The following is an 18,218-nucleotide window of genomic DNA, read 5'->3' as shown; positions in this document are numbered from 1 at the left end:
ACCGGACGCCCGAGCTCAAGGCTTCTCGGGCAGCCCTACCTCGCTGCGCCGCGGGTTGAGGAGATTTCCCCTCGCTACGATGGCCCCGGACTCCGCGAGGGCGATCAACCGGCGGGCGAAGAGACGGACATGGGTGTCGTCGAGCGGATAACGACCGAAATCGAGCGCGTCAACGATCACGCGTGCCGCCTTCTGGTACCGATAGATGACCTGCTTGAGCAGCGCCGCATCGACGGCCGCGAGACCGGCCTCACCGAGCTCCTTCGCGAGCGCGGCCTCCTCTTCGTCGGGAGTTTCGGACATGACCGGCGACGTTACAGGCGGCTCCTCCTCCTGCTCCTGCTCCTTGGGCGGCGGCACGCTTTCCCCGCACATCACCAGGAGGTCTGCTTTCGACCGGAGCTCGGTCGTCCAGAACCTATAATCATCCCGCACGTGCGAAAGGTCGGCCAGCGCTTCGGCCTTTTTGCCCAAGTGGACGAAGGCCTCGGCGCGCAGGAAGTGGAGTACCTCGCGCAAGTATTCCCATCTGGGCTCGTCACAGAGGATGAGCCCTTGACCGAAGTCGGCCACGGCGCGCTCGTGGTCGCCTGTTTGGAGCGCGTATTCGCCTCGATCGAAGAACAGCGCGGGGTCCTTGGGGTTGAGTTCTATCGCCCGCGAGATGGCTGCGATCGCGGCCGGATAATCCTTCCTTGCCTCGTGAGCGTACGCAACCGTATCCCAAGCATGCGGGTCCTCGGGATACTGCTCGACGAGCCGGATTGCATCCTCAAACCCGGTCGGATCATCCTTGCGAATACGATATTTGATGTTCCTGATCACACGGTCCAAATTTTCACTCATCAGTATCTCCTTCCCGGCCGAGGGATGTTGTTTCCATGATCGACTTCGTTACCCTTGCAAGGCTCGGAGACGAGGCCCTTCGCACAGTCCTCCACGTCCGTGTAGCCTCCCGTCATGCCGCGCCCCCATTTGCGGCCCGGGAACTTCAGCTGCTCCCTGCAATTCTTCCTTGCCTCCTCCCACTCCTTGTCGCACTGCGCCTTGGTCGGCTTCCTCTGCTTCGGCAAGGAAACCGCCGCCGCCACGACCAGGACCGCGACGCCCACCACGATCGTCACGCCGGACGCCGAGACGACCACCGGGACGAGCCGGATGAGCTGGGAGATCACCGAGACGTTCGCCAGCAGGCCTCGCGCAGGCAAGAGGCCGCCGCGCGAGATCAGCTCGTCGGGGTTCGGCGAGTACCCTGCGTCCGTCATCGTCCGCAGCGCATCCATCATGCACTGCTCGAGGCCGGCGTCGTCGAGCCGCGGGCCCTTGGGCTTCACCTCGGAGACCCGGTCGCCCCGGAGCTCGACCTGGAACTCGATCTCGTACGCGTGGCGCTGGAGCCGCCCCGCATGCTTCTCTGCGCACGCTTGAAGCGCGCGGACCGTGCTCGCCGGGAGCGACCCCTCCGTCGGGGGCTCGGGCACGGAGGCGTACTCGTCGCTCGCCCCGCATCCCATCGGCACCACGCCCACAGCCATGCACGTAGCGAACAATGCCGCCCCCACAAGCCGCCGACCCCTCGCGCCTGCCTTGCGCATGAGTTCGCCCCCCCCGCTTGCGGAGGATGCTACCCGGTCATCGAGGTGGGGTGGGAAAAACCATGCCCCCCAACCCTCGATGAGAGGACGTTCGCCCGCGAGGATACCCGGGGGGCAAAGGCGCGGGCGATGGCTCGGGGGGGCGCAGGGGACGGGAGGGAGGACCCCGGCCCCTTGCCCGAGGACGTAGGCCGGATCGTGCCGGAGCGCCTTACTTCGCGGGGGCGTCGAAGGCGAGTGATGTCGATTTCGCCTCCCACGAAAGGAGCTCGGCAAGCTGCGCTTCCAGCTTTTGCTTGATGGTCTTGAAAGCGTCGGCGCCGAATGCCACGCGCAGCGGCGGGTCCTCCATGTCGGCGAGTTCCAGCATCAAACGGGCTGCCTTGTCGGGATCCCCCGGTTGCTTCCCATGGAACTGGCCGAGGAGCTTCCGCACGTATCCTGCTGTCGCCGCATAGTCTTCGATAGGAGCGCCGTAATCCATCGACCGTCCAGCCCAGTCGGTGCGGAATGCTCCCGGCTCGATGATCACCACCCGGATTCCCAGCCCCTTGACCTCGGCCTGGAGCGCCTCCGAAAAGCCCTCGAGGGCCCACTTGCTCGCGTTGTAGATACCGAGCCCGGGGCTGCCGACCTGCCCGGCGACGCTGCTGATTTGCAGGATTCGACCCGCGCGCCGCGCTCGCATGTGCGGCAGGAAGGCGCGCGTGACGCGGAGGGCGCCGTGCAAATTGACCTCGAGCTGCCGCTGCGTCTGTTCTTCCGAGAGCTCCTCGACGGCGCCAAGGGCGCCATAGCCTGCATTGTTCACGAGGACATCGACGTGGCCGAGCGCGGCGATGGCGCCGCTCACCGCGCGCTGCACCTCGCCTTCGCGGGTCACGTCGGCCTCGAACGCGAGCGCCCGCCCGGGGGCCAGCGCCTCGAACTCCGCAAGCTGCTCGCGCCGACGCAGCGTCCCCGCGACGTGATCTCCGCGCTGCAAAGCGGCCACGGCGAGCGAACGGCCAAAGCCGGTGGAGACCCCTGTGATGAACCATCTCTTCGTCATGATCTCTCCTCGGTGATCGATGGGTGGACCATGCCGCGAGGCGGGCGCTGGCCGCCAATCGGAAGCTTGAAGTTTCTGATAGGCCGTGCCAATCAACGGGGGACCATGGAGCTCCGCCATCTCCGAGCGATCGTCGCCATCGCGGAGGAGCTGCATTTCCGGCGCGCCGCGCGCAGGCTCGCCATCACCCAGCCCACGCTGAGCGAGCAGCTCGCGCAGCTCGAGGCGGAGCTCGATGTGCGGCTCGTCGATCGCACGCGCAGGCTCGTCCGCCTGACGGAAGCCGGCGACGTGTTCGTCGCCGGGGCGCGGCGAACCCTCGCCGACCTGGATCAAACGTCGAGGGAGACGCGCGAGGCGGGGCTCAGGGCGTCGCAGCGCTTGCGCATCGGGTACAACCCGTACCTCAATCTTCCCGCCGTCGCGAAGGCGCTCGGCGTCATGGCCGAGCGGCATCCGGAGATCGAGCTCATCCTCAGCGACGTCGCCAGCGACGAGATTGCCGCAGGCCTCGTCGAGCGCACGCTGGACTTCGGTTTCACCGCGCATCGGGTCGAGCAGCCGAGCCTCGCGCGCCGCCGCGTCGCCACCGGCGTGTGGTGCGTCATCGTGCCTCGTACGCACCGGCTGGCGAAAGAGGAGCGCGTCGCGCTCGGCGATCTGGCCGAGGAGCGCCTCTTGTTCTTCGCGCGGGACCTCGGTCCGCGCATGTACGACTGGCTCATGGACCAGTGCAATCGAGCGGGTTTCGCGCCGCGCGTCGTTTACCACGTCGCGCAGCCACCCATGGGGGTGGCGCTCGTCAAAGAGGGCGTCGGCCTCCTCCTCAAGCCAATCTACAAGGGGTACGAGCTGCCGGGCGACCTTTCGGCCGTGCGCGTCGATGAGCTCACCGCCGATGTCCACATCGACGCTGTCTGGCGCGCGAACGAAAAATCGCCGTCCCTGCGGGCATTTCTCGCGGCGCTGCCTTTGCGTAGATGACCGGCTGGTAAAGTTCGTACGTCAGGCCGGAGGCCCATTCCCGTTCAGCGCGCCTCCCCGCACTCGAACGCCTCCTTTTGCGCCACAAGCCACGCCCGCGCGGACACCTCGTCATCGAAGAAACCGGAGACGTACTTCTCGCCGTGGATGAAGTTCGTTGCCCGATTCCACATGTTGACGAAGACCCGCAGGCTGAAGCCGGCGCCGATGTATGCCGTGAAATACCGCTTTGCGGGCTTGGGGTTCGTCGCGCCGAGGCGCCGCGTCTCGCTGTCCATCCCCCCGAATGCGCGAATGTCGCAGATCAGGAGCACGACGTCGGGCACGTTCGAAAGATCCTCCGTCGCGAGAATCTCGCGCATCTCGGTGTACGAGACGCGGCCGCGGTAGATCATGGTGGACACGTCGTCATCCCCGTAGATGAGCGAGTGTCGCCCGATCTCATGGGTCCTCATGCCGTCCATGCCTCCGCCGCGCTCGAACGCGTTCCCGAGAGGTCGTTGTGGGAGAGCCGCGGCTTCGGTTGCATGCACGGTGCGATGGTCGCTTCCGCCCACGACGATGTCAACACGTTCGGCAGACCCATGGCGCGCTCGAGACGCCAATCATGGATTTTTCTGCGCTCTCGCGAGGGCGCTCAATGGGGGCCGATGCTCCCGTGACCGTTGCGCAGCACGTCATCGACGGCGTCGCTGCAATGGATATGGGCTGCGCGGTGGCCGGCCCGGATCAATGATGCGAGGATTGCGCGCCGCGCGAGCACGGCGCGCAATCCCACGGGCATCCGTTTCGCCGTTTCAGTTGCAGGAATAGCCGGCGACGGATTCGACTTTGCCCACGCAGACGCTGTCCCAGCTCGTGCTGCAGCAGTAAGCATCGTTGTTGCAGACGGCCGTCACGATGCCCAGCGAATCGCAGCCCTTGGTGAGCTTGGTGCCGGACGTGCACACGTTATGCGCGCACGAGCCCTTGTAACACGCGTCGCTGCCGCCGATGGTATACACCTCTTCCACGCATTGGCTGTCCCAGGTCGTGGTGCAGCAATAGGCGTCGGTGGCGCAGACAGTCTGGACGACCGAGTCACAGTTCGACGCCAGCGCCGCGCCGGCGACGCACTTGTCATGCGCGCACGTGCCGGACGGCGGCGGCGGCGGAGGCGGCGGCGGCGGGGACCCGGAGGCGCGGTACGTGTCCCACTGGCTCTGCATACGGGTGATCTGGCCCGCCGAGAACGTGTTCATGCACGCGTCATCGGTGTAATCCATGAAGTTCTTGATCGGGTCCAGCCCGCCGCCGGAGCAGGTGTCGCGGTTCGTCGGACAGCCGCTGGCCGCAGAGGCCTCGGGCGGCGTGTCCGAGACCGAGTCGCCCGGCGACGCGCAGCCGCCCTGGAACGTGTGGTAGAGGCCGAGCCAGTGGCCGACCTCGTGCGTGCCGGTGTCGCCCTCGTTGTAGGGCGTCGAGGTCCCGCCGGGGACAGAGGAGTAGAGGAGCACGACGCCGTCGTCGCTGGGCGCGCCGCTGTACCACGAGGGGAACGTCGCCCAGCCGAGCAGGCCGCCGCCGGGGTTCGCCGTGTAGATGTTGAGCGCGTTCGCGCCGCCCTTGCGGAGCGCGGTCTTGGCGTTTGTCTCGGTCGTCGTGTCCGGGGCCATCGTGTACCAGGTCGCGTTCGTCGTCCGGTCGACGGACATGAGCTGGAACTTGAACCCGGCGCTCGCGTACGCGGCGTTGAGCACCGCGATCTGCGAGTCGATCTGGCTCTGCGGGACGTCGCCGTTCGCGACGCCCGTGCCCTTGTTGATCACGTGGAAGTAGACGGGGATCGTGACCGGGCCGGTGAAGGCGTTCGCCGGACGCACCACCTTGATTTGCTCGAACTCGGCTTCGACGCGCAGCAGCTCGTCTGCGGGGAGGTTCTTGACGCCACACGCGCGCCCGGGAAGCGTGGCCGGATCGATGAAATTGTCGTCGATGTTCCCTTCCGCGCCGTCGGGCGCCTCCACGGCGCAACCGGCGCCCATCGAAGCAGCTCCGAAGAACAGGCCCCCAAGGGCCACCATGTGATGGACTCGTTTCATGAAATCCCTCCTTCTTCAGGGAAGCGACAGGCGGGAAAACTATCAGACCCGTGCGGGTCGCATCAACGGAAGCCGGCGTCCGGCGCATAGATGATCGATTGGCGCCGCGCGTCATGCGTGGAATTTTTCAGGAGGGGCGGCGAGATAGGGGGGCGTGGGCCTTCGGACATCAAAACGGCAACGGCAGCGTCGCGAGGAGCGGCGCAATGCCGATCCACGCGGCGGCGGCCGCGAGCACGTCGAGCGCAGCCGCGTCGAGGCGTTCCTCGGCGCGGCGCCTCCGCACCGCGAGCCAACCAGCGAGCAGCATGCCCAGACAACCCACGACAAGCCACCCGCGCGCGGGGCTCACGGCGTCAGCGATGTCGTTCGTGGTGACGTGAATGAGCGTTCCTCCACGAAACGCGAATCGGTGCGAGCCGTCGTCGATGGTGATGAAATCGTGCGCCGCGTCGCGCCGGAGGGTCACCGCGGCGCTCCGCTCGACGAGGTTCTGGCAGGTCCGCTGGCCGCCGATGCTGAATTCGCACAGGCTTCCCAGGACATTGCAAGATCGCTCGATGGAGAGCCCATCCACGTGGTCCTTGTAAACGTCCAGGATCGCGGGAAATTTGCTCACACGGTAGTCGAGCACCTCCGTGGGTTTGCCCAGCGCAGGCGGGAGGAGGCCCGCTTCCGGAAGCGAAGGAAGATACGTGTCGGCCGCTGGATACCGCGCCGCGTGGACGAACCCGTGGACGAGCAGCGCCGCGGCGAGCGCCATGGACGCGAGGCTTCCGGCGCGGAGAACGAGGCCTCCCCCCGCGCGAATGCGTCGAGAAAAGGAAACACGCGCGCGGACGAGCAAGAGGGGGACGAGCGCGCCGAGCGCGCCGACGAGGGGAAACGTGAACGGCGCGAGGAAGGCGAACCATCCATCCGGTTGCTGGAATGGCCAGAAGGCCAGGCCCGCGAGGTCCCAATCGCCGAGGCAATAGCTACAAGCGCAGCCGAGCGGCGCGGACGTGATGCGCGCATCCATGCCGAGCTTCGCGGCGAACACGAGGAGAGGCGCTGTCGCGAGCAGGCCGAAGGCGGTGACGATGCGCCGGCCTTTCGCGCGGCTCAGGACGACGACGAGCGCGAGGGCCACGAGGGAGCCGCCGAGGACGTGGATCCAGGCTGGCGGAGCGGCAAAGGAGGTCACGAGGAGTCCCACGCCGACGAGCGCGAGCTTCGCGACGAAAAGGAATGCGGCGCGGAGCTTCGAGCGGGGGGGAGCGGCGGACATCGAGGGCCCGGGGACCTTACCACCGGTTGTCTCGCGCGCGCGGACCTCGTAGCCTGTCGCGCCATGGCGCGCCGATGCTCGTGGTTCTGGGTCGCTCTCGTGGCCTTCGGGGTCGTCTCCTGCTCCCGCTCCGACAATGCCTCGCGCGAAGGAGCCGCCGCAGCCTCCGCGAGCGCGGCCCCGCCGCCCCTGACCCCTTCCGTCCGGACGAATCCGCCCGAGGTCGAAGTGTCCCACGTGGAGCTGCTCGACGCCTACGAGGCGAGCGCGGCGCGCGCGGACGAGCGATTCAAAGGCAAACACGTGCTCGTCCGAGGCAAGCTCGGCGAGGTCGTGAAGGACGGGGCAAACGTGGTGGTGACGATGCCCAAGGAGGCGAGGCCCGACGCGCCGTCCGTGCGGTGTTTGGTGCGGGAGAGCGAGGCGGCCGAGGTCGCGGCGCTCAAGGCCGAGGATTCACTCGACGTGGTGGGCAAGGTCGTGAAATTCGACAAACACGTCGAGCTCGAAGGGTGCGTGGTGAACACGCAGATCAAGGCCTGCCGGGTCGTGACGAAGGCGCTCGGGCGCGGGACGTGCGAGCAGGACCGCGAGGAGCTCGGCGCGCGCCTCGTGCTCGGCGCGGAGCAAGCAGCGCTCGTGTGCGGGAGCCCGGCCGGCTTCGAGGCCTGGCGCGCGAAGACGGCGAGCTTGCCGGCGCAGGAGCGCGCGGGGCGCATGATCAGCGTGGATACGACCGCGTGCCACCTGACCTACGAGGGCCTGACGCCGCGGCTCGCGGTGGAGTTCTCCTCGGCGCTCGCGCGCATGCGCTGGGAGAATGACGTGCCGAGCCTCGCACCGTGAAACCTCGAAATGGGCGGCATTCCGATCGGAATGCCGCTTCCGCTTCCGCGTCCGCTCGAGCTTCCGCCGCCGCTGCCCCGTGCTACATCCGGCAACGATGACCCGCGCGCCCGAAGGATCTGCCCCCATCGCCGAGGACGAGGTCCGCTCGCTCGCTCGCCTCGCCAACCTCGATCTCCCGGACGCCGAGATCCGACGTTTGACCGGGGATCTCGGCCGTATCCTCGCGTACGTCCAGCAGCTCGAAGAGCTCGACGTGACGGGAATCGAGCCGACGGCGCATGTCGAGCTCGGTCGCGCGCCGCTCCGCGCGGACGAGCCGCACGAGAGCCTGCCGCACGAGGTCGCGCTCCGCGAGGCGCCGCGGACGTCGATGGATGGGTTCGCGGTGCCGGGCTTCGTGGAAGAGGATTGATCATGGACGCGACGGTGCTCGATCGCTCGATCCCGGAGCTCGCCGGCCTCGTCACGCGCGGCGAGGTCTCGGCCGAGGAGGTCACGAAGGCCAGCCTCGATCGCATCACACGGCGCGACGGCGCGCTCGGGGCCTTTCTGACGGTGCAAGCCGAGGAGGCGATCGCGGCCGCGCGGGCCGTCGATCAAAAGCGCGCGCGCGGCGAAGCGCTGGGGCCGCTCGCCGGCGTGCCCATCGGCATCAAGGACGCGCTCTGCACGCGCGACGCGCCGACCACGGCCGGATCGCGGATCCTGCTCCGGCCTCCCTCGAAGGGTGAGGCGACGCTCGATCCGCGGCGCGGCTTCCGGCCGCCCTACGACGCGACGGTGGTCGCGCGCCTGCGCGAGGCCGACGCGGTGCTCGTCGGCAAGACGAACATGGACGAGTTCGCGATGGGCTCGTCGAACGAAAACAGCGCGTTTTTCCCGGCGAAAAACCCCTGGGATCCGTCGCGCATCCCGGGCGGCTCGTCGGGCGGGAGCGCGGTTTGTGTGGCGGCGGGGCTCGCGCTTGGCGCGCTCGGATCGGATACGGGCGGCAGCATCCGCCAGCCCGCCGCGCTCACGGGGACGGTCGGGATCAAGCCGACGTATGGGCGCGTGTCGAGGTACGGGCTCATCGCGTTCGCGTCGAGCCTCGATCAGGTCGGGCCCTTCGCGGCCGACGTGCGCTCGGCGGCGCGGCTGCTCGGCGTGATCGCGGGGCGCGACCCGCACGACCAGACGAGCCTTAGCGCGCCCGTCGCAGCGTACGAGGAGGCCTGCGGACGCGACGTGCGGGGGATGCGGATCGGCGTGCCCGAGGAGTATTTGGCCGAGGGGATTGAGCCGGCCGTCGAGAAGAGCGTACGCGAGGCGCTGGCCGGGCTCGCGTCGCTCGGTTGTGAGCTTCGGCCGGTGCGCTTGCCGCATACGCGGTACGCGGTGGCCACGTATTACGTGCTCGCGACGGCGGAGGCGTCGTCGAACCTTTCGCGGTACGACGGCGTGCGGTTCGGCGCACGGGCGGAAGGCGCGGAGAGCCTGGGCGCGCTGTATGCGAAGACGCGCGGCGAAGGCTTCGGCCGCGAGGTCGCGCGGCGCATCGTGCTCGGGACCTACGTGCTCTCGTCGGGCTACTACGATGCGTATTACCTGCGTGCCCAGCGCGTCCGGACGCTGATCCGACGCGACTTCGAGGAGGCGTTCCGCGAGGTCGACGTGATCGCGGCGCCGGTCTCGCCGACGGTGGCCTTCCCGCTCGGCGAGCGCGTCGACGACCCGCTCGCGATGTACCTCGCCGACATCTACACGTTGCCCGCGAGCCTCGCGGGCGTGCCCGCGCTGAGCGTCCCGTGCGCGCCCACGCCCGCGGCGGACGGCGTCCCATCGCTTCCCGTGGGCCTGCAGCTCATAGGCCCGCCGCTCGAAGAGGCGCGGCTCTGCGCGCTCGCCGCGGCGTGGGAAGGGATCTCGCCGGCGCGCGGCCTACGTCCCAAGGTCTCCGAAGCATGAGCTCTCCTCGCCTCGTCACGGCCCCCGCGGGGCCCGAGCACGCGTCCGGGTTGCGGGAGCTCTTCAAGGCAGCCTCGTCGCCGTGTTTTTGCCGGTTCTGGCATTTCGACGGGACGAACAACGAATGGCTCGACCGCTGCGCGAACGCCCCCGAGGAGAACGCATCGGCGTTCTTCGGCGCACTCGAGGCGAGCGGCGACGAGGCGAAGGGGATCGTGGCGATCCACGAGGACGACGCGGGCACGCAGACGCTCGTCGGCTGGCTCAAGGTCACGCCCGCGGCCGTGATGCGCAAGGCGTACGAGCGTCGGTTTTACAAGCAGCTCCCGGCGTTTCAGGGGGATCGGCAGGGCGTGTTCCTCCTCGGCTGCACGCTCGTGCATCCGAGCTTCCGCAAGCAGGGCGTGGCGAAGACGCTCGTCGCGGGCGCCGTTTCGTACGCGAAGGACAGGTTCGGCGCGCGCGTGCTCGAGGCCTTGCCGCGCCGGCCGAAGGAGCCGGTGAACGACGAGGAGCTCTGGACCGGGCCGATGGGCGCGTTCGAGGCGAACGGGTTCGAGGAAGTGGGCGGGCTCGAGCCGTATCCGGTGCTGCGTCGGGTGCTGTAGTGAAAAACTCCCTCACCCCCAGCCCCTCTCCCTCTCGGGAGAGGGGAGCAGAGGCGCTCCTCCTCGTAACCTTGCTCTTTCTGACGGGCTGCGATCGTTGCACGCCCAAGGACAAGGACACGAAGGCCGACGCGGGTCCGCCCGCGCCGATCCCGATCCCCAAGGACGAGCTCTTGCCGCCTCCCGCGCCCTGGGTCTTCAAGCCCGCCCGGATCGGGCCGGGGATCCCGGGAATCGCGCTCCCCGAGGGCTGCGAGATGCGCGCGCCGCTCGTCCGCGCGAAGGTCGCCGCCTCGACGCGGTTCGTCGCCGCGCCGCGCGCGATCGGGACGCTCGTCGTCGCCGACGCGGACGAGAAAGAGACGCCGCCGCGGCTCACCGGGGTCGCCGGGCTCATCCTCGACGCGGAGGGCGAGAGCAAGGGGGCGACGCCGCTGCCCTGGTTCGACGCCGAGGCCATGCCGCGGCTCGCGCATACCGACGCAGGCGCGTGGCTCACGGCGTACAGCGAGCAGGGCGACGACAAGCTCGCGCGCGTGTTCGTGCACCAGGGCGACCACGCGACGCCGCTCGGCGAGGGCGATCGGTTCGACGCGATCGACCTCGCGTGCGGCTCGTCGCGATGCGCGCTGCTCACGACGCGCCTCGGCAACGTCGCGGCCGCGGGCGCCGATCTCTGGGTGGGCGCGCCGAACGAGCCGGCGTCGTCGTGGAAACGGATCGAGTTCGTTCCGGACATGCCCGAGAGCGACGCGCGTCCGTCGTGCCTCGCGCGGGTCGAGGCGCCGGCCGGGAAGGATGCCGGCGCGGACGGCAGCGTGGTCGCGGCCCTGCTCGAAGGGCAGGAGCTCGTGTTCTGGGAAGCTGTGGACGGCGGCGCGCCGCGCGCGATCGGGCGCGTGCCGGCGCCGTTCGGCATGGTCGACGCGACCGTGGCGGCGCAGCCGATCGCGCTCGTGTACGGGGCCGCCATCGACGAGGAGGGCTGCGCGAAGGAGGGCGGCAAGCTCCGGTTCGAGCGGGTCGGCAAGGAAGCCTCCGAGGTGCGCGCGCACGCCCCGCCGATCTCGGGCGCGCTCCGACCCCTGGAGCGCGGCGTGTTCGCGGCTTACCTCGCCCCGCTCGGCTGCGGCGTGGCGCGGAAGGTGGCGTACGCGGTGGTCCTCGACGCCGAGGGCACGCCGGTCTCGGCCCCGATGCCCGTGGCCGACGCGACGAGCTTTGCCGTGGCGGCGCGTGGTGCCGACGTGGACATGTGGATTCAGATGGGGGACGAGGTGTCGTGGGTGCGCGCCACGTGCGCGGCGCCGTGACGCTCGGGGCGAACCTGCCGTCGCCTGTCAAAACGCGGGTGTTGCGCTCTCCGCGTGAGCGGGTAGTGTCGAATCCGCTCCGCATGGCAGATCCGATCGACAACTCGAACAGCGAGCCGCGCGAGCCGGCGATCCCGCCGGCGAGGGGCTCGCGGAGCCGCTCGGGCGGGCGCGTCGTCGCGCTCACGGGCGCGGCGTGTTTCCTCGGCCGAAACCTCGTCGGCGTCCTAGAAGAAGATCCGGCCACGGCCCGCATCGTGACGATCGACGTGAAGTCGCCCGACACGGCCGGCCCGAAGGCGCGACACTTCGAGGTCGATCTGACGAACCCCGCCTCGGAGGATCGTGTCGCCGAGATCCTCGCCTCCGAGGAGGTCGACACGCTCGTGCACCTCTGCTTCCTCTCGTCGCCGACGCACGCGACGGGCTGGGCGCACGAGCTCGAGTCCGTCGGCACGATGCACCTGCTCAACGCCGTGCGGCAGGTGCGGCTGCGCAAGCTCGTGCAGTGGAGCCAGACGATGCTCTACGGCGCGCACCCGACAAACCCGAACTTCCTCACCGAACGGCACGCGCTACGCGCCGACATGGACGAGCCGTTCTTCGCGGACAAGATCGCCGCCGAGCGTGAGCTCAACGCCTTCGCCGCGAAGTCGAAGGGCACGGTGGTCACGATCCTGCGCACGGCGCCGATCGTCGGGCCGACGGTGCAGAACTGGGTCACGCGGTATCTCGGCATGCGCGTCGTGCCCACGCTGCTCGGCTTCGATCCGCTCTGGCAGTTCGTGCACGAAGTCGACGCGCTCGCGGCCTTCAAGCTCGCGCTCGATCGGGATCATCCGGGCACGTTCAACATCGCGTCCGACGGCGTCTTGCCGCTGTCGATGGTGCTGCGTCTGGCCGGCCGCTCGTCGATGCCGCTGCCGCACACGCTCGCGAGCTCGCTCGTCGGCGCACTCTGGATCACGCAAGCCTCGGCCGTGCCGCCGAGCTTTTTGCGGTACCTCAGGTACGTCTGTGTCGCCGACGGCGACAAGGCGGCGCGCGTGATGGGCTTCAGGCCGGCCTACACGACCCGCGAGGCGCTGCTCGACTACCTCGCCGCGCAGCGCCTGCGCGACGCGAACCTGCTGCAGGAGAGCCCTGCCTAGGCGGGCGGTTTTCCATGGCGAAGAAGCAGAAGCGCAAGAACAAGGAGACGAAGGAGACGCGCGCGGACGCCGCGCCGAAGAAGCCCCTCGCGGCCGCGGCGTTCGTCGCCGCCGACGCCGGCGTCGCCGCCCCCAAGGACGCACCGCCGGCCGAAGGCGAGCGCGCGGCGCCACGGCGCTTCGCGGAGCCGACGCCCGCTGCGGAAGAGGCGCCCGCGTCCTCCGAGGACGAGGACGACGAGTACGACGAGGACGACGAGGACACGTGGGCCGCGGCCGAGATCGCGCCCGCCCTGCCTTTCGGCACCGACCTCGACGAGGACGCACAGGCCCCGGCGCACCTCGTGCCCGGCTACGACCTCGACGCCGACGAGGCGCACGACGTCGCGCCGATCGGCCCCACCGAGGCTGTCAACCGCCCGAGCATCCCCCCGGCCACACTGCGCACCGAGGCCGAGGGAGCGGGCGCGACCGCGACCAACGCCGCCGAGATCGAGCAGCAGATCCGCGACCTCGAAGCCCGCCTCGACCGGATGATCGGCCAAGGGCGCGAGCGCGCGGACGAGCCGGCCTACGTGCCGAAGCCCCCGCCGATCCCGGTCGCGCGCAAGAGCGACGTGCCCAAGACCAAGCCGCGCAGCGACGTGCCTGCGCCGCGGGCTTCGGTGCCGGAGTCGGCCACGGCGAGCGAGGTCCTCTCGCCCGAGTTTTACGCGAAGCAGTGGGGACGCGCGGGCCTGCGGAGCCGCTCCGAGGAGGTCGACGAGTTCGGCCTCGATCCGGCCTTCGAGGCGAAGCTCCTGCCCGTCCTCGATTTCATGACGAAGCGGTATTTCCGCGTCGAGGTCGAGGGCGTTGATCACATCCCCACGGAGGGTCGCTGTCTCGTCGTGGCAAACCACGCGGGCGGCCCCCTGCCCTACGACGGCGCGATGCTCCGCGCCGCCGTCCGCCGCGATCATCCGGCGCATCGCGAGCTGCGCTGGCTCGCCGAGGATTTCGTCTACTACCTGCCCTTCGTCGGCACGTTCATGAACCGCCTCGGCGCGGTGCGCGCTTGCCAGGAGAACGCGGAGCGGCTGCTCAACAAGGGCGCGCTCGTCGCGGTCTTCCCGGAGGGCGCGAAGGGCATCGGCAAGCTCTACCGCGATCGTTACCGCCTCCAGCGCTTCGGCCGCGGCGGCTTCATCCGCCTCTGCCTGCGCACGCGCACGCCTCTCGTGCCGTGTGCCATCGTGGGCGCCGAAGAGGCGAACCCGATGCTCTACCGCTTCGAGTACATGACGAAGACCCTGGGCATCCCGTACTTCCCGATCACACCGACCTTCCCCGCACTCGGCCCGCTCGGCCTCATGCCTGCGCCGACGAAGTGGCGCATCCGCTTCGGCGAGCCGCTCACCTGGAGCAACTACGGCCCCGAGGCGGCGGACGACGAGATCCTCGTGGGACGCCTCTCCGAGCGCGTGCGCGCGTCGATCCAGAGCATGCTCGACCGGATGCTGTCCGAGCGGCGATCGGTCTGGCTGGGATAGGATGAGCCCAAAGGATCGCGGGGACGTTCACGGCGTCCTCGTCCTCGACAAACCCAAAGGTCCCACGAGCCACGACGTCGTCGGCAAGCTGCGACGCGCCCTCGGCATGCGCCGCATCGGCCACGCCGGCACGCTCGATCCGATGGCATCGGGCGTGCTCGTGATGCTGCTCGGCGAAGCCACGAAGCTCGGGCCGTACCTCACCGCGCACGACAAGGCCTACGAGGCGCGCGTGGTGCTCGGACGCGGCACGGACACGCTCGACGCGGAAGGCGCCGTGACGGCCGAGGCGCCGCTGCCGGCGTGGCTCGAGGACGAGATCACGCGGTTCGCGCAGGAAGGCGCGAGCGCGGCTCTGCCCAGGATCATGGCCGCGCTCGATCACGAGCGCGCGCGAACCGAGCAAGCGCCGCCGGCGTACTCGGCCATCAAGGTCGATGGGGCCAAGAGCTACGACCGCGCGCGGCGGGGCGAGGTGGTGGAGTTGCCCGCGCGTCCGGTCGCGGTGCGCGCGATCGAGCTCCGCGGCGCGGGGATCCTCGAACCGGGGAAGCTCGCGTTCCTCGACGTCTCGCTCGACGTGAGCAAGGGTTACTACGTGCGCTCCCTGGCGCGTGATCTCGGCGCGGGCCTCACGGTGCCCGCGCACCTCGGCGCGCTCCGCCGCACGCGGAGCGGGCCGTTCGGGCTCGACGTCGCGAACGTGCTCGACGCGCCCGGCGAGGCCCTGCGCGCGGCCGTGGTGCCCCTCGCCGCGGCCGTTCGTCTGGGCCTACCCACAGCCGTGCTCACGGCCGAAGGCGCGGTGCGCGCATCCCAGGGCAAACGCCTCGGCGCCGCGGATTTTTCCGAGCCTCCCCCGCGTGAGGTGGAAATCCAGGAGAGCCCCGCGGATCGTCTGGACGAACCTTCCGAGCTTGAAGCATCCGGAACGAGCGCATGGCTTTCCCCGGAGGGCCGTCTGGTCGCCGTGGGAAAATGGGATCATGATGGGTACGTGGTTCAACGCGGCTTCACGGATGTTCCCGCGGGCCGCGAGGTCGAGACGGAAAAGCACGTCGTATCTGGACGTCGCTTTCCGCTCTGACCATCCGTAGCTGCCGAGCGACCGCGGCGGGTTGCGCCGTGGAAGCAAGGTCCGCTACGATTCGACGCGTAGGGAGTTCGGTTTTGAGTCCAAACGACGTACCACTGGCGCTTTTGGCAGGGGCCATCGCGTCGGCGCTCGTCGGGGCCTTGTTCGCTGGCGCGGACACGGCCTTGACGAGCCTCACCCAGACCCGCCTGGCGGCGCTCATCGAGCAGGCGGAAGGACCGGAAAAAGCGGCACTCGAGCGCATCCGCAGCGCCGACGCCAAGCTCCGGTCTCGTTACCTGCTCGGCAGGGTCCTCAGCACGACCCTGTCGGCCATCCTCACGATGCTGTTCCTCGCGCCCCTGTACCCGCAGGCGGCGCCGTGGCTCGCCTTCGGCGTGACCGTGGTCGTCACGAGCACGCTCTTCGAGGTGAGCACCACGCTCGGCCGCAAGCACGCCGACCACGTGGCGCCGATGGCCGCGCGCTGGCTCCGGCCGCTCGAGGTCGTGATGCTCCCGCTCGCGGTCCCGCTCGGCTGGCTCGGCGAGTCGATCGCGGCGAAGGAGACCCGCGAGCCGCCGGATCCGCACATCACGGAGGCGGAGGTGGAGATGCTCGTCGAGGAGGGCGCGCGGAGCGGCCTCTTCGGTCGCGAGCCGGCGGAGATGATCCGCAACGTACTCGAGTTCCAGGATCGCACGGCGAAGGACGTGATGATCCCGCGCTCGAAGGTGGAGGCCATCGAGGTCAGCACCCCGCTCGACAAGACACTCGCGCTCGTCACGGAGAGTGGTCACTCGCGTTACCCAGTCTATCGCGAGCAGCTCGACAACGTGGTGGGGCTCCTCTACGCGAAGGACCTGTTCAAGGCGTTCGAGGAAGATCGCCTGAAGAACAAGTCGCTGCAGGAGATCGTGCGCAGCCCGGCGAACTTCGTGGCCGAGTCGCAACCGCTCTCGACGCTGCTCAAGGAGATGCGCGGACGCAGGCAGCACCTCGCGATCGTGATGGACGAGTTCGGCGGCCTGAGCGGCATCGTGACGCTGGAGGACGTGCTCGAAGAGATCGTCGGCGACATCCGCGACGAACACGACGCGGAGGAGGCGCCGCCGATCCAGGATCTCGGCGACGGCCGGCTGATGGCGGACGCGGCCGTGTCGATCCGCGATCTCTCGGCGTTCCTCGGCTCGGATTTGCTACCGGATGGCGAGGGCGCGGTGGAGCAGGAGCACACGCTCGAAGGGCTCTTGACGGAGCACCTCGGCAAGACGCCCGAGAACGGCGCGAGCGTGAGCAAGTACGGCTTGCGCTTCATCGTGCGCGACTGCGACGAGCAGCACATCGGCAAGGTCGAGATCGTCAAGCCTCGCAGCGTCGAGGTCTGAGCGTCCTTCTCTTCGTCGTCGTGAGACAAAACGAAACGGGGCCCGCTTTCGCGAGCCCCGTTTTTCTTTCCATCACCCGAGAGAGGCGATCAGCCGCCTTGCGTGACCTTTTGAATCGCGGTCATCAGGTTGTCGCCGGTCTCGATGAGGCCGGTGATCGGGGACGCGGGGTTGCTGTCGTCGCCCTTGAGCTCCGTGCGCATGTCGACGAAGGCCTTGCGCAGGTTGCGGATGACCTCCTGGCTCGTGAACGCGGACGTCGTCACGGGATCGACGGGAATGAGCACGGGATCACCGCTGCCGGGCAGATCGCCCTTCGTGTAGCGGTTCAGCTTCTTCTCGACGGACTTCATGCCCTGCTGCGTCCGCTCCGGCTTGAGGACGGCGTAGTTCGCAGGCCAGTCCTTGCCGAGGTCGAAGGGCTCCTTGACCGGCACGAGCTCCGCGATCACGCCCTTCTGGTCGGACCGGAAGAGGACGGAGAAGTTCATCACCGGCTCCTTCTCCTCCTTCCAGGCCTTCTCGACGGGCGCCTTCGCGAACTCGAGCAGGTTCTTGAAGCTGTCCTTCTTCTTGTTCAGCTCCTCGCAGCCCTTGGTGAAGTTGAGGAGCTGCCGCAACGCGCTCGGATTGAGGCCGGAGATGCTCGCGCCGTCGACCTTCGTGGCGTCGAACGGGATGTTGATGCCACCGAGCTGACCGGCGAGCTCCGCGGGATACTCTTTCTTGCCGAGCTTCTCCGCCGCTTCGCCGAGGAGCGTCTCGAGCTCCTTCATCTTCTCGTTGGCGGCCTTCACGTCCGTCATGAGGGCCTTGGCGTTCGCCACGACGGCCTTGCCACGCTCGTTGCGCGCGGCGGCGCCGCCGACCGGATAGCCGATGGCGATGCCGAGGAGCGCCGTGCCGACGGCGGCCATGATGAGGCGCTTCTTCGCCTTCTCGCGCTCCTTGATGATCTCCTCGCCGACCTCGACCTTGATGGTCTGCTGGACGGCGGTGGGCTTCGGCGGCGGCTCGGCGGCGGCAGCGACGGCCTTCGCGGGCTGCGCGAACGGAGGAACCGGGATGCCAGGGGAGATCCCGGGCGGCGGAGCGATGTTCGGAGACTTCCCCGAACCGGAGGGCGGCGGCTGAGACTGACCAGGAACGGGCAGCGGCACGGCCTGCGTCCCGATGTTCGTCTTCCCGAGCCGCGCCTTCAGATCGATCTTGGGTTTCTTGCTCTTGTCTTCAGCAGCCATCGGCTCCTCGTAGCGACCAGCGGGCAAGTTACCGGCGCGACGTACGTCGTGTCAACGGCGCGCCCGCTGAAATTCTCCCCCGGGCTTGGAAGCCCGAGCCCGGCGTTTCCTTGGTTTCTCGACGACGACGCGC

17 protein-coding genes are annotated in these 18,218 nt (G+C 68.9%); 10 read left to right on the top strand and 7 right to left on the bottom strand.

Annotated elements, in window-relative coordinates; genetic code table 11:
• Positions 1–15: 15 nt before the first annotated feature.
• The 3 genes from KEG57_RS49350 to KEG57_RS49340 all read right to left on the bottom strand — a co-directional run bounded on the left by KEG57_RS49350 (position 16) and on the right by KEG57_RS49340 (position 2,646).
• Positions 16–825, bottom strand: a complete 810-nt coding sequence (locus tag KEG57_RS49350) for a tetratricopeptide repeat protein (RefSeq protein WP_272427866.1) — start codon at positions 823–825, stop codon at positions 16–18.
• Positions 826–845: 20 nt separating this feature from the next.
• Positions 846–1,535 (bottom strand): hypothetical protein, encoded by a 690-nt coding sequence (locus KEG57_RS49345; protein ID WP_272427856.1) that lies wholly within the window; start codon positions 1,533–1,535, stop codon positions 846–848.
• A gap of 271 nt (positions 1,536–1,806) precedes the next feature.
• The gene (locus tag KEG57_RS49340) at positions 1,807–2,646 is read right to left on the bottom strand and encodes an oxidoreductase (protein WP_272427855.1); all 840 of its coding nucleotides are present in this window, start codon (positions 2,644–2,646) and stop codon (positions 1,807–1,809) included.
• Between the two features lie 105 nt (positions 2,647–2,751).
• Between KEG57_RS49340 and KEG57_RS49335 the strand changes: the two genes are divergently transcribed.
• Complete coding sequence (locus KEG57_RS49335; RefSeq protein WP_272427854.1) at positions 2,752–3,630, top strand: LysR family transcriptional regulator; 879 nt, start codon at positions 2,752–2,754, stop codon at positions 3,628–3,630.
• 44 nt (positions 3,631–3,674) lie between these two features.
• Here the strand turns inward: KEG57_RS49335 and KEG57_RS49330 are convergent, their stop codons facing one another.
• The 3 genes from KEG57_RS49330 to KEG57_RS49320 form a co-directional block, all read right to left on the bottom strand.
• Positions 3,675–4,085 carry a hypothetical protein gene (locus KEG57_RS49330; protein WP_272427853.1) on the bottom strand — a complete coding sequence of 137 codons (411 nt, stop codon included), beginning with the start codon at positions 4,083–4,085 and terminating at the stop codon, positions 3,675–3,677.
• A gap of 342 nt (positions 4,086–4,427) precedes the next feature.
• Positions 4,428–5,711 carry a zinc metalloprotease gene (locus tag KEG57_RS55355; RefSeq protein WP_276605289.1) on the bottom strand — a complete coding sequence of 428 codons (1,284 nt, stop codon included), beginning with the start codon at positions 5,709–5,711 and terminating at the stop codon, positions 4,428–4,430.
• Positions 5,712–5,880: 169 nt separating this feature from the next.
• Positions 5,881–6,981: a hypothetical protein gene (locus KEG57_RS49320; RefSeq protein ID WP_272427852.1), complete on the bottom strand. Its 1,101-nt coding sequence runs from the start codon at positions 6,979–6,981 to the stop codon at positions 5,881–5,883.
• Between the two features lie 63 nt (positions 6,982–7,044).
• On the opposite strand from KEG57_RS49320, the gene KEG57_RS49315 reads away from it, so the two are divergent.
• From KEG57_RS49315 to KEG57_RS49275, 9 genes are all read left to right on the top strand, one after another.
• A complete protein-coding gene (locus tag KEG57_RS49315; RefSeq protein ID WP_272427851.1) occupies positions 7,045–7,827 on the top strand; it encodes an OB-fold protein in 783 nt (260 codons plus the stop codon).
• A 97-nt stretch (positions 7,828–7,924) separates the two neighbouring features.
• Entirely contained in the window at positions 7,925–8,242 is a 318-nt protein-coding gene (gene gatC / locus KEG57_RS49310; protein WP_272427849.1) for an Asp-tRNA(Asn)/Glu-tRNA(Gln) amidotransferase subunit GatC, read from the top strand.
• 2 nt (positions 8,243–8,244) lie between these two features.
• Positions 8,245–9,777: an Asp-tRNA(Asn)/Glu-tRNA(Gln) amidotransferase subunit GatA gene (gene gatA / locus KEG57_RS49305; protein WP_272427848.1), complete on the top strand. Its 1,533-nt coding sequence runs from the start codon at positions 8,245–8,247 to the stop codon at positions 9,775–9,777.
• On the top strand, positions 9,774–10,385 hold the full coding sequence (locus tag KEG57_RS49300) for a GNAT family N-acetyltransferase (RefSeq protein ID WP_272427847.1): 612 nt from the start codon (positions 9,774–9,776) through the stop codon (positions 10,383–10,385). Before gatA ends, KEG57_RS49300 begins: the two co-directional genes overlap by 4 nt.
• 71 nt (positions 10,386–10,456) lie before the next feature.
• Positions 10,457–11,698, top strand: a complete 1,242-nt coding sequence (locus KEG57_RS49295; RefSeq protein WP_272427846.1) for a hypothetical protein — start codon at positions 10,457–10,459, stop codon at positions 11,696–11,698.
• Between the two features lie 83 nt (positions 11,699–11,781).
• The gene (locus KEG57_RS49290) at positions 11,782–12,849 is read left to right on the top strand and encodes an NAD-dependent epimerase/dehydratase family protein (protein WP_272427845.1); all 1,068 of its coding nucleotides are present in this window, start codon (positions 11,782–11,784) and stop codon (positions 12,847–12,849) included.
• A gap of 14 nt (positions 12,850–12,863) precedes the next feature.
• Positions 12,864–14,381: a lysophospholipid acyltransferase family protein gene (locus KEG57_RS49285; RefSeq protein WP_272427844.1), complete on the top strand. Its 1,518-nt coding sequence runs from the start codon at positions 12,864–12,866 to the stop codon at positions 14,379–14,381.
• A 1-nt stretch (position 14,382) separates the two neighbouring features.
• Positions 14,383–15,468 (top strand): tRNA pseudouridine(55) synthase TruB, encoded by a 1,086-nt coding sequence (gene truB / locus KEG57_RS49280; protein ID WP_272459836.1) that lies wholly within the window; start codon positions 14,383–14,385, stop codon positions 15,466–15,468.
• 173 nt (positions 15,469–15,641) lie between these two features.
• Entirely contained in the window at positions 15,642–16,844 is a 1,203-nt protein-coding gene (locus tag KEG57_RS49275; protein WP_372518243.1) for a hemolysin family protein, read from the top strand.
• A gap of 89 nt (positions 16,845–16,933) precedes the next feature.
• On the opposite strand, the gene KEG57_RS49270 is transcribed toward KEG57_RS49275, so the two are convergent.
• Complete coding sequence (locus KEG57_RS49270; protein WP_272427840.1) at positions 16,934–18,085, bottom strand: formin; 1,152 nt, start codon at positions 18,083–18,085, stop codon at positions 16,934–16,936.
• Between the last annotated feature and the right edge of the window lie 133 nt (positions 18,086–18,218).

The sequence above is a fragment of the Polyangium jinanense genome (assembly GCF_028435365.1).
The sequence above is the reverse complement of the archived record's forward strand: the minus strand, read 5'-3'. Positions and strand labels throughout refer to the sequence as shown.

Coding starts and splice junctions, on each gene's coding strand:
- KEG57_RS49345 (WP_272427856.1), bottom strand. CDS start 1,535: ATGGCTGTGGGCGTGGTGCCGATGGGATGCGGGGCGAGCGACGAGTAC.
- KEG57_RS49340 (WP_272427855.1), bottom strand. CDS start 2,646: ATGACGAAGAGATGGTTCATCACAGGGGTCTCCACCGGCTTTGGCCGT.
- KEG57_RS49335 (WP_272427854.1), top strand. CDS start 2,752: ATGGAGCTCCGCCATCTCCGAGCGATCGTCGCCATCGCGGAGGAGCTG.
- KEG57_RS49330 (WP_272427853.1), bottom strand. CDS start 4,085: ATGAGGACCCATGAGATCGGGCGACACTCGCTCATCTACGGGGATGAC.
- KEG57_RS55355 (WP_276605289.1), bottom strand. CDS start 5,711: ATGAAACGAGTCCATCACATGGTGGCCCTTGGGGGCCTGTTCTTCGGA.
- KEG57_RS49320 (WP_272427852.1), bottom strand. CDS start 6,981: ATGTCCGCCGCTCCCCCCCGCTCGAAGCTCCGCGCCGCATTCCTTTTC.
- KEG57_RS49315 (WP_272427851.1), top strand. CDS start 7,045: ATGGCGCGCCGATGCTCGTGGTTCTGGGTCGCTCTCGTGGCCTTCGGG.
- gatC (WP_272427849.1), top strand. CDS start 7,925: ATGACCCGCGCGCCCGAAGGATCTGCCCCCATCGCCGAGGACGAGGTC.
- gatA (WP_272427848.1), top strand. CDS start 8,245: ATGGACGCGACGGTGCTCGATCGCTCGATCCCGGAGCTCGCCGGCCTC.
- KEG57_RS49300 (WP_272427847.1), top strand. CDS start 9,774: ATGAGCTCTCCTCGCCTCGTCACGGCCCCCGCGGGGCCCGAGCACGCG.
- KEG57_RS49290 (WP_272427845.1), top strand. CDS start 11,782: ATGGCAGATCCGATCGACAACTCGAACAGCGAGCCGCGCGAGCCGGCG.
- KEG57_RS49285 (WP_272427844.1), top strand. CDS start 12,864: ATGGCGAAGAAGCAGAAGCGCAAGAACAAGGAGACGAAGGAGACGCGC.
- truB (WP_272459836.1), top strand. CDS start 14,383: ATGAGCCCAAAGGATCGCGGGGACGTTCACGGCGTCCTCGTCCTCGAC.
- KEG57_RS49270 (WP_272427840.1), bottom strand. CDS start 18,085: ATGGCTGCTGAAGACAAGAGCAAGAAACCCAAGATCGATCTGAAGGCG.